Source organism: Gordonia sp. i37, assembly GCF_002043085.1.
Taxonomy (GTDB): domain Bacteria; phylum Actinomycetota; class Actinomycetes; order Mycobacteriales; family Mycobacteriaceae; genus Gordonia; species Gordonia polyisoprenivorans.
On the sequence record NZ_MVPX01000136.1, the window covers coordinates 1 to 9,492 of the forward strand.

Here is a 9,492-nt window from a genome sequence, read left to right on the forward strand (position 1 = left end):
CCGCCACGCCACGGCCGACGTGATCGATCGCCAGCGGTAGCAGTACCGCGAGTCCGGTGGGGGTGAACAGATCGGCACCGAGGGCGCGGGCAGCCCGATCGAACGAGTCCATCAGCGACTCGAGCTGACGGGCGGCGCCGTGCACCCGCTGGGCTGCGGACTGCGTCAACGTCACGATCTGCGCGTCGTCACCGCTGATCGCGGTGGTGCGTCCGGCGGTCACCGCCGACGCCGCCTGGGCGGCCTCGGCGCCGCGCCCCTGCCATTCGGTGCCGAGTCTGACTGCGGCGGCGATTGCGTCGTCGCGGGTCGATGCCAGATCCGGAGCGAGGGCGGCGATGGCACTGACCGGATCGTCACCCGGCAGCACACCGGTTCCCAACGCTGTCACCAGGATTCGTAGCGGAGCGATCAACAGGTCGGCCGATGTCATCAGGCGTCCACCTCCGCGACGGGCCCACCGGCGATCGACAAGGTCGCGGCCGACATGTCGTCGATGCCGGTGTACGCGGCCGCCGCAGCGGCACTTTCGCCGGACAGGGCCAGGTGCCGGCCGGCGACGGCGTTCAGTCGGGCGCGCCTGCTGTCGAGGACCCGACCCAGCGTGGTGAGGAAGTCCGCGCCGATCAGCCCGAAGGTCAGCGCGAGGGGTGTGAGGTCGGTGGCGACCGCGTGGGCGCCGATCCGGGCCGCGGTACCCGCCTCGCCGGCGGCATGGGCGGACAGCGCCGCGGGGGATACGGAGAGTTGTTCGATCATGCAGATTTGGACGCAACGGCCGGCGCTCTGGTTCCATCGAATCGCCGACCCGTGCGGCGAGGCCCGATGAGTCCGGTCACGAGGCCGCAGCAACCGCCGCCCACTATGGTTTCCCCATGCCGGTTCACCCCCAGCCCGAACACCCTGTGCCCGAACAATCCGAACCCGAACGACCCGGGTCCGAGAGCGCCCAGGCCGGGCGAACGTTGCCCGTGCAGGTCGTCGATCATCCATTGGCCGCAGCGCGACTGACGACGATGCGCGACAAGGGCACCGACAACGCGGCCTTCCGAGCCGCGCTGTCGGACCTGACGCAGATGCTCGTGTACGAGGCGTTGGCGGATGCGCCGAGCGAGCAGGTGACCATCCAGACACCCATCACCACGTGCCCCGGCTCGCGACTTGCCAAGCCGCCGTTGCTCGTTCCGGTGCTGCGGGCAGGCTTGGGCATGGTCGAGCAGGCGCATGCGATGGTGCCCGAGGCGCTCGTCGGATTCGTCGGCGTGGCCCGCGACGAGGCGACCGCCAAACCGGTGCCCTACCTCGAATCGCTGCCCGACGATCTCGCCGGTCAGCCGGTGTTCGTGCTCGACCCGATGTTGGCGACCGGCGGGTCGATGTTGCACACCATCGAACTCCTGGTTGCACGCAACGCCACCGACATCACCGTGCTGTGTGTGGTGGCCGCACCCGAAGGTGTTGCGGCGCTGGAGAAGTCGGGCCATCCGGTGCGCCTGGTGGTGGGGGCCGTCGACGACGGTCTCAACGAGGCGTCCTACATCGTGCCGGGCCTGGGCGACGCCGGCGACCGCCAGTTCGGTCCGCGCTGACCGCGCCCCGCGCAGGACTCAGGTGGCCACCGCCGACCACCGGCCCTGGTGGCGGCGCACCGTGACCGGGTGATCGAAGCAGGTGCTGATCGTCGCCGACGTCAGGGTCGCCTCCACGGTGCCCGCGGCAACCACCTTCCCCTCCCGCAGCAGCATCGCGTGCGTGGTGCTCGCAGGAAGATCCTCGAGGTGATGGGTGACCAGCACGCTGGCGAGATCGGCGACGTCGCCGCGCAGCCGATCGATCGCCGACAGCAGTTTCTCGCGGGCTGCGAGATCGAGGCCGGTGGCCGGCTCGTCGAGCAGCAGCAACGCCGGACGCGGCATCAGCGCCCGCGCGATCAGCGTGCGACCACGTTCGCCCTGACTCATGACCGGCCACAACGAATCCCGGCGCTCGCTCATCCCCAGCATCTCCAACAATTCGTCGGCGCGGGCATGTTCGTCGTCGGTGTAGTCGTGGCGCCGGTCCAGTTCGGGGGTGTTGGTCAGTCCGGTCAGGACCACATCGTGCGCCGAGATCGGCACGTCGATGCGCCAGCGCGGATCGACATGCCCGATGTGGGTGCGCAATTCGCGCATGTCGACGCGACCCAGGCGTTTGCCGAGCACGTCGACGACCCCGGTGGTCGGGTGCGAGCGGGCCCCGAGGATCGCCATCAACGTCGACTTGCCCGCGCCATTGGGGCCGAGTAGCGCCCAGTGCTCACCGGGCTGCACGACGAGGTCGACATCGTGCAGCAGGGCCCGGGAACTCCGGATGACATCGATGTGGGAGGCGTCGAGAACGGCGGACATTCGTTCAGTTGTAGACCTCGACCGACGAACCCGGTACGCGGGGGCGTCAGTTCGACGACCAGTACTCCAGCATCGGCTCGGTGGCCAGCGTCGCGCCGTTCTCGGAGATGACCAGCGCCGACGGCGAAACGGTGTAGGTGACCGCGCCGTTGCGCGCCACGTAGGTGGCGCCCACCATCTGCGGATACCCGATCTCGATGGGATTGCCGTCGGCGAGACCCTTGTAATACCAACGCCCGGTCTGGTTGCCGACCTGACAGATCACCACCTGTGATCGGCTGGTGCGGCCGATGACGATCGCCGGATCGTCGGCGGCGTTGCATCGCGGGCCGGACAGGAAGCCCTGCCAGTCGGCGCCCGAGACGGTGGGGTTGGGTCGCACCTGCGGCTGTGTCGTCGTGGTCGGTACGCCCGTCGGACCCGAGGCGCCCCCGGGACCGGTGACCGTACTGGTGACGGTCTGCGTCGAGGCGCTCGCAACCGACGTCGACGCCGAATCGGCCGCCGAATCAGAGGAGTCCGAACCCCGGGTCAGCCAGTACGCGCCGACCCCAGCACCGATCACCACGAGCACACCCACCACGATGGCAGCGATCACCAGCGGCGACGACCACGGTGACCGCGGCGGCGGATAGCCCGGCCCGTATCCCTGCGGAGGCGGCGTCGGGTACCCACCGCCCGACGGGTAACCCTCGCCAGGCGGATAACCACCTGGATCTCCCGGCGGATAGCTCATGGGAACCTCCCTGGGATGCGCGGTGACGATTGGTGCGAACGGTACCGCAGTGACAACCCCGACATTTGTGACCGCGCGGATGTCGGGGCTTTGTCGAATAACAGGGCTTGTCGAGGGTCCGCGATTGTTGGCGGTCAGAGCCTGCCGACGACTGTCGCCAGCAACTCACCCATGTGCGCGGCCGACGCGCGACCCACCTCGAGGACCTCGGCATGATCGAGCGGCTCGCCGGTGATGCCGGCCGCCAGGTTCGTCACCAGTGACACCCCGAGCACCTCGAGTCCGGCGGCGCGTGCGGCGATCGTCTCGTGCACAGTGGACATTCCGACGAGGTCGGCGCCGAGGGTGCGCAGCATGCGGATCTCCGCCGGCGTCTCGTAGTGCGGGCCGGGCAGCCCTGCATAGACGCCGTCGGCGAGCGTGGGGTCGACCTCACGTGCCACCTCGCGCAACCTCGGCGAGTAGGCGTCGACGAGGTCGACGAACTGAGCGCCGACAAGTGGCGAGCGGGCAGTGAGGTTCAGATGATCGGCGATCAGGACCGGTTGGCCGACCGACATGCCGTCGCGGAGCCCGCCCGCTGCGTTGGTGAGCACGATGGTGTGCACACCGGCCGCCGCCGCGGTGCGCACCGGATGAACCACACGCGCGAGGTCATGGCCCTCATAGGCGTGGATGCGTCCGAGCATCAGCAGGACCCGGCGGTCACCGATGTGCACCGACCGGATCGTCCCGCCGTGCCCGGCGGCCTTGGGTGCGGTGAAACCGGGCACCGCCGACATCGGCAGCGTCGCGATCGGTGTGCCGAAGGCATCGGCGGCCGGCGCCCACCCGGATCCCAGGACCAGTGCGACATCGTGCGCGGCACAATCGGTTTCGGTGGCGATGGTGGCGGCCGCCGCGATCGCGGCGGCGTCGGGGTCAAGAGTGGGATCCATATGTCTCACCCTATGACCTCCGATCCGCGCCTGCCCGGCGCCCGGAGCGCGCGTGTGCGCAGGCGATAAGGTCTGCTCATGCCTTTCCTGAGCGCGGAGCCCACCGCCGCCGACGTCGCCGAACTGTTCCTCGGTGCCCCGGGGGTCGAACTCGACGAGACGAATCCGGAGAACCGGTTTGCCCCCGCGTGGATCGAGAAGACGAGCGCGTTGCTCGACGACGCCGTCGCCGGTGGCGCCAAGGCCCTGGTCATCACCGCGACCGGAAAGTTCTTCACCAACGGACTGGATACCGACCACATCGCCGCGCACGCCGCGGAGTTGCCCGCCTATCTGGATTCGGTTCACGCGCTCTACACCAAGGTGCTGACGTTGCCGGTGCCCACCGTGGCCGCGATCAACGGACACGCCTTCGGTGCGGGCGCGATGCTCGCCCTGTGCGCCGACCACCTGATCATGCGCACCGAACGCGGCTACTGGTCGCTCCCGGAAGCGGCGCTCAACATGCCGTTCACCCGGGGGATGGCCGCGCTGCTGCGTACGCGGTTGCCCGAGCGTACGGCCACCGAGGCGATGCTGACGGCCCGCCGCTACGGCGCCGATGACGCCGTCACCGCCGGCATCGTCGACGAGGCCGTGGCCGTCGACGAACTGCTCAACCGGGCCGTCGAGGTCGCGGTGCAGCGGGCCCCGCTGGCCGGGCCCACGCAGACCTTGATCAAGCGTGGGCTGCGACGGCCGCTCTTGGACGACCTCGCGGTGCCGACGCCGCCCGAACTGCTCTGAGCCGACGCAGCGGTGGATTTCCCGGTGGATGGAAGGAGAAATGTGGTGACGCAGGCCGAGATCGGTGATCCGTCCGGCGGTGTGATCGACACCTGGCTGGCCACCCACCGCGATCAACTGGTCGGCTGGCGCCGACACATCCACGCCCATCCCGAATTGTCCCGGCAGGAGGTCGCGACCACCGAACTGGTGATGGCCGAACTGACCGCGCTCGGCCTTGCCCCGCGTCGGCTCCCGTTGGGTACCGGCGTCGTCTGTGATCTGGGCCCGAGCACCGGTCAACGGATAGCCCTGCGCGCCGACATGGACGCGTTGCCGATCACCGAGCACACCGGGCTGGCGTTCAGTTCCACGGTCGACGGGGTGTCGCACTCGTGCGGTCACGACGCGCACACCGCAATCCTGCTGGGGACCGCGGCTGCGCTGGCCTCGGCGCCCGAGCTGCCCGTCGGGGTCCGGCTGGTGTTCCAGCCGGCCGAAGAGGTGATGCCCGGCGGTGCCCTCGACGCGGTGGCCGCCGGAGTCACCGAAGGGGTGAGCCGGATCTACGCGCTGCACTGCGATCCGCGCCTGCCGGTCGGTTCGGTCGGACTGCGCGAGGGCGCACTCACCTCCGCCGCCGACCACATCGAACTCCAACTGCGCTCACCCGGCGGGCACACCTCACGCCCGCATCTGACCGGCGATCTCGTCTACGCGATGGGCGCCGTCATCACCGGGCTGCCGGGCATCCTGTCGCGGCGGATCGATCCGCGATCGGGCACCGTGATGGCATGGGGGGCAGCGCATGCCGGCAACGCCCCCAACGCGATCCCGCAAGAAGGGATGCTGCGCGGAACCGTACGCACCGGAGAGCACGGCACCTGGGCCGACATGGAGCCGTTGGTGCGTAGCGTCATCGGCGAAATCCTTGCGCCGCTACGGGTTTCGTATGACCTGTCGTACTTTCGTGGCGTACCGCCGGTGATCAACGACCCGCTCGCGGTGGAGGTGCTGGCCGCATCGGTGGCCACCCTCGGTCCCACCGCCGTCGCCGACACCCCGCAATCACCGGGCGGCGAGGACTTCTCGTGGTACCTCGAGCAGGTGCCCGGAGCGATGGGTCGGCTCGGCGTGTGGAATGGTCTCGGACCGCAACTCGATCTGCACCAGCCCACCTTCGACATCGACGAACGGGCCCTCGACGTCGGCGTGCGCACACTTGCCGGCGTGGTGTTCGTCGGATCGCCGGGCGCGCCGACCTGAGATCGCCGGTGTCGGGCTCGGGGGTCTCAGCCTTCGGGACTCTCAACCTTCGGGGGCGCCCGGACCGGGGCCGACGTTGCGGGCTTCGCGCAGGCGTAGATCCTGCACGTAGTCGGCCGGCGCGCCGGCCACCTCGGCGGCGTCGGCCATCACACCGAGATAGCGGGCCGAGGGCAGGCCGCCCTCGTAGGCGTCGAGGACGTACATCCACGCCAGGACCCCGCCGTCGGCGGTCTTCACCCGTGCCCGGATCTTGCGGTGGATGCCGAGTTCGGAGCCTTCCCACCGGTCGAGGTTGTCCTCGTCCTCGGTCGGGACGTCGTAGAGGACGACGAAGACCTTCGCGTCGGGATCGTCGCGGTCCTCGGTGACGGTGGCCAGTGATCCTTCCCACCCGATGTCGCCGCCACCGAAGGTCAGTCGCCAGCCGTGCAGCCATCCGGTTCCCGACATCGGCGAGTGTGGGGCGCGCAGCGCCATCTGCTCGGGATCCATGTTCGAACCGTACGCTGCGTAGATCGGCATAGTCGCCTCTGACCTGCACTTTCCCGCCGGGATGGAGCCCGACCTCATCGATTTGCCGCCACCGGTGCACCTGCGGCCACGACGATCGTATTACGCCGGACGCCGCCGCACGATGCACGCGGTGATCGCCGACCGCGGTACGACGCGGAAATCGGTAACGGTGCGCACGAGGAATGATCGTCGATGGCCTAGGTTGGTCAGCGGAGGCGACAAGTGTCTTTCGGCCCGAACAGGAGTGATGGACGTGACCAGGATCGTGATCATCGGCGGAGGCCCCGCAGGCTATGAGGCGGCTCTGGCCGCGGCCGCGTACGGCGCCGACACCACCGTGATCGACTCCGACGGCATCGGCGGTGCCTGCGTGCTGTGGGACTGCGTGCCGTCCAAGACGTTCATCGCGTCCACCGGCATTCGCACCGAGGTCCGACGCGCCGTCGACCTCGGTATCAATTTGCGCACCGATGACACGTTGGTGACGCTGCCGTCGATCCATCAGCGAGTCCGTGATCTGGCATTCGCCCAGTCCGCCGACATCCGATCGCGACTCATCAGCGAGGGCGTCACGCTGGTCTCCGGCACCGCGGCCCTGGAGGGGCCGCAGGTCGGGGTGTCCACACACGCCGTCACCGCCACCCTCGCCGACGGCTCCACCCAGCGATTCGAGGGTGACGTCGTCCTGATCGCGACGGGTGCCTCGCCGCGTGTGCTGCCCGACGCGCAGCCCGACGGCGAACGCATCCTCACCTGGCGGCAGCTCTACGATCTCGAGGCGTTGCCCGAACACCTGGTCGTGATCGGATCCGGTGTGACGGGTGCCGAATTCGTGCACGCCTACACCGAACTCGGGGTGAAGGTGACGCTGATCTCCAGCCGTGACCGCGTGTTGCCGCACGAGGACGAGGACGCCGCACTCGTGCTGGAGGAGGCGCTCGCCGAACGTGGCGTCGAATTGGTCAAGCACGCGCGCGCCGACAAGGTCGTGCGGACCGGCGACTCGGTGACCGCGTACCTCGCCGACGGCCGCAGCGTCACCGGATCGCATGTGCTGATGACCGTCGGATCGGTTCCCAACACCGACGACCTCGGCCTCGACCGCGCCGGTGTCGAGACCCATCGCGGCGGCTACATCACCGTCGACCGCGTCTCGCGGACGTCTGTGACCGGTATCTACGCGGCCGGTGACTGCACCGGACTGTTCCCGCTCGCGTCGGTCGCGGCCATGCAGGGCCGGATCGCGATGTACCACGCCCTCGGCGAGGGCGTGAGCCCGATCAAACTCAAGACCGTCGCCTCGGCGATCTTCACCCGGCCCGAGATCGCCACCGTCGGCGTATCGCAGAACGCCATCGACTCCGGTGAGTATCCGGCACGCACGGTGATGCTGCCGCTGGCCACCAACCCGCGCGCCAAGATGAGCGGCCTGCGCCGTGGCTTCGTGAAGATCTTCTGCCGGCCCGCCACCGGTGTGGTGATCGGCGGTGTGGTGGTCGCCCCCAACGCCTCGGAACTCATCCTGCCGATAGCACTGGCGGTCCAGAACAAACTGACCGTTTCCGATCTGGCACAGACGTTTTCGGTGTACCCGTCACTCTCGGGGTCGGTGACCGAGGCGGCCCGGCAGCTCGTGCGACACGACGATCTGGACTGACCTGTTCCCACGGGTCCTGTCTCTGTGCGCCATCGGCTCTGATCCATGCACAGGTGTCCGATTCGTCCTGCTCGGTTGCTCGGGGGCCGGTAGGGTCGCTCACGATGCCGACGAGGGGATGGGGGAGACAGTGCTGGGGGAGACAGGGTGACCGGTGACGGCGATCGCAATGCCCGGCGCAGTGGTGAGCGCCCGGCGGACTGCGGCAGCACCGACTGGGGGTCGATGTCGATCACCGAGATCCTCACCATCATCGCCTCGATGAAGCAGGGTGCCGCTCAGGGCGACGCCGACGCGGTGCTCGTCGCCATCGAGAAAGTGGAAGGGATCGCCCACGCCCTGTTGAACGGCTTCACCGACGACGGGGTGCTGATGGGTCAGGCCGCACGGGGTGCGGTCGACGCCGCGCTCCGTCTCGGGGGCGAGATGTCGGCCAGTGTTGCCGACGCGCGCGGTAGCGCGGCGGCAATGACCGAGGCGGCGGGCATCCTCGGCGCGACACATGGTCAGAAGCCGCTGCTCGAGGCATACCGGATCCGGTTGCAGGATCATCCCGAGGATGCCGCTGCGGTCCGTTCACAGGTGCGCAGCATCATGCGGGGCACCTACGGCGGACCGATTGTCGGTGCGGCGGCCGCATTGCCCGGTCCCGCAGGACCAATCGGCACCGATTCGTACTCAGGTGTGCGCGGTGGTTCCAGCTCTGCGGATGGCACGTCGACATCCGGATCGGGACCGTCGGGCACCCAGCAGTCGGCATCACTCACCGACATCGACGACACCGGACCATCAGGCCCCGGAGGCGGACCCGATGGCGGTGGCGGCCCGACGGGTGGTGACACCCCGACCACTGCCGTTCCCACAGCCGGCCCGGCGTCGACGGCGGGCGGCGGCGGTGGGTCGGGACCATCGGGATACCGCGGTGGCGGCAACGATCCGTCGACGTTGACCCGCGGGGGCCTCGGTAGCCCGGTCACACCGGGAGCGGCGGTACCGGTCTCGGGGCGCGGCACCGCGAGCGCAGCGGGTGGTCCCGAGGGCGCCACTGCGGGCGGAACCGGACTTCCCGAGGGCGTGATCTCCCTTCCGCCAACCGCTTTCGCTCCACCATCGACCTTGGCGGGTACTCCCGCGGCCGGCGCGGCCGGGGCCGGAACACCGGGATCTCCCGGCGGTGCGATGCGGCCGACGACCGGGCCCGGGGCCGGCCCGGGGGCCGGCGGGGGC

General features: G+C 69.4%; 10 protein-coding genes and 1 pseudogene. 5 read left to right on the forward strand and 6 right to left on the reverse strand.

What is annotated here, in order from left to right:
- A pseudogene (locus tag B1964_RS06415) lies at positions 1-433 on the reverse strand (hydrolase Nlp/P60); the annotation flags it as partial.
- Positions 433-759 carry a type VII secretion target gene (locus B1964_RS06420; protein ID WP_079929266.1) on the reverse strand — a complete coding sequence of 109 codons (327 nt, stop codon included), beginning with the start codon at positions 757-759 and terminating at the stop codon, positions 433-435. The gene B1964_RS06420 and the pseudogene B1964_RS06415, both read right to left, overlap by 1 nt.
- A gap of 206 nt (positions 760-965) precedes the next feature.
- On the opposite strand from B1964_RS06420, the gene upp reads away from it, so the two are divergent.
- On the forward strand, positions 966-1,589 hold the full coding sequence (gene upp, locus B1964_RS06425) for a uracil phosphoribosyltransferase (protein ID WP_014359538.1): 624 nt from the start codon (positions 966-968) through the stop codon (positions 1,587-1,589).
- An 18-nt stretch (positions 1,590-1,607) separates the two neighbouring features.
- Here the strand turns inward: upp and B1964_RS06430 are convergent, their stop codons facing one another.
- The 3 genes from B1964_RS06430 to B1964_RS06440 all read right to left on the reverse strand — a co-directional run bounded on the left by B1964_RS06430 (position 1,608) and on the right by B1964_RS06440 (position 4,061).
- Positions 1,608-2,387, reverse strand: coding sequence for an ATP-binding cassette domain-containing protein (locus tag B1964_RS06430; protein WP_006367497.1), 780 nt, complete (start codon positions 2,385-2,387; stop codon positions 1,608-1,610).
- Between the two features lie 46 nt (positions 2,388-2,433).
- Complete coding sequence (locus B1964_RS06435; RefSeq protein WP_006367496.1) at positions 2,434-3,123, reverse strand: hypothetical protein; 690 nt, start codon at positions 3,121-3,123, stop codon at positions 2,434-2,436.
- 134 nt (positions 3,124-3,257) lie between these two features.
- The gene (locus B1964_RS06440; RefSeq protein ID WP_079929267.1) at positions 3,258-4,061 is read right to left on the reverse strand and encodes a purine-nucleoside phosphorylase; all 804 of its coding nucleotides are present in this window, start codon (positions 4,059-4,061) and stop codon (positions 3,258-3,260) included.
- A gap of 78 nt (positions 4,062-4,139) precedes the next feature.
- Between B1964_RS06440 and B1964_RS06445 the strand changes: the two genes are divergently transcribed.
- The gene (locus B1964_RS06445; RefSeq protein ID WP_020171716.1) at positions 4,140-4,847 is read left to right on the forward strand and encodes an enoyl-CoA hydratase/isomerase family protein; all 708 of its coding nucleotides are present in this window, start codon (positions 4,140-4,142) and stop codon (positions 4,845-4,847) included.
- Between the two features lie 45 nt (positions 4,848-4,892).
- On the forward strand, positions 4,893-6,092 hold the full coding sequence (locus tag B1964_RS06450) for an amidohydrolase (protein ID WP_079929268.1): 1,200 nt from the start codon (positions 4,893-4,895) through the stop codon (positions 6,090-6,092).
- Positions 6,093-6,134: 42 nt separating this feature from the next.
- On the opposite strand, the gene B1964_RS06455 is transcribed toward B1964_RS06450, so the two are convergent.
- Entirely contained in the window at positions 6,135-6,617 is a 483-nt protein-coding gene (locus tag B1964_RS06455) for a gamma-glutamylcyclotransferase (RefSeq protein ID WP_006367492.1), read from the reverse strand.
- A gap of 244 nt (positions 6,618-6,861) precedes the next feature.
- Here B1964_RS06455 and B1964_RS06460 point away from each other — a divergent pair, with 244 nt between their 5' ends.
- Both B1964_RS06460 and B1964_RS06465 read left to right on the forward strand, forming a co-directional pair.
- Positions 6,862-8,265: an NAD(P)H-quinone dehydrogenase gene (locus B1964_RS06460; RefSeq protein WP_014359543.1), complete on the forward strand. Its 1,404-nt coding sequence runs from the start codon at positions 6,862-6,864 to the stop codon at positions 8,263-8,265.
- A 147-nt stretch (positions 8,266-8,412) separates the two neighbouring features.
- Positions 8,413-9,492 (forward strand): hypothetical protein (locus B1964_RS06465; RefSeq protein WP_079929269.1); only part of this gene is annotated, 1,080 nt, incomplete at its 3' end.

What these genes read in the sequence shown, in the direction of transcription:
- B1964_RS06440 (WP_079929267.1), bottom strand. Translation starts at nt 4,061, where the DNA reads ATGGATCCCACTCTTGACCCCGACGCCGCCGCGATCGCGGCGGCCGCC.
- B1964_RS06430 (WP_006367497.1), bottom strand. Translation starts at nt 2,387, where the DNA reads ATGTCCGCCGTTCTCGACGCCTCCCACATCGATGTCATCCGGAGTTCC.
- B1964_RS06420 (WP_079929266.1), bottom strand. Translation starts at nt 759, where the DNA reads ATGATCGAACAACTCTCCGTATCCCCCGCGGCGCTGTCCGCCCATGCC.
- B1964_RS06435 (WP_006367496.1), bottom strand. Translation starts at nt 3,123, where the DNA reads ATGAGCTATCCGCCGGGAGATCCAGGTGGTTATCCGCCTGGCGAGGGT.
- B1964_RS06455 (WP_006367492.1), bottom strand. Translation starts at nt 6,617, where the DNA reads ATGCCGATCTACGCAGCGTACGGTTCGAACATGGATCCCGAGCAGATG.
- B1964_RS06445 (WP_020171716.1), top strand. Translation starts at nt 4,140, where the DNA reads ATGCCTTTCCTGAGCGCGGAGCCCACCGCCGCCGACGTCGCCGAACTG.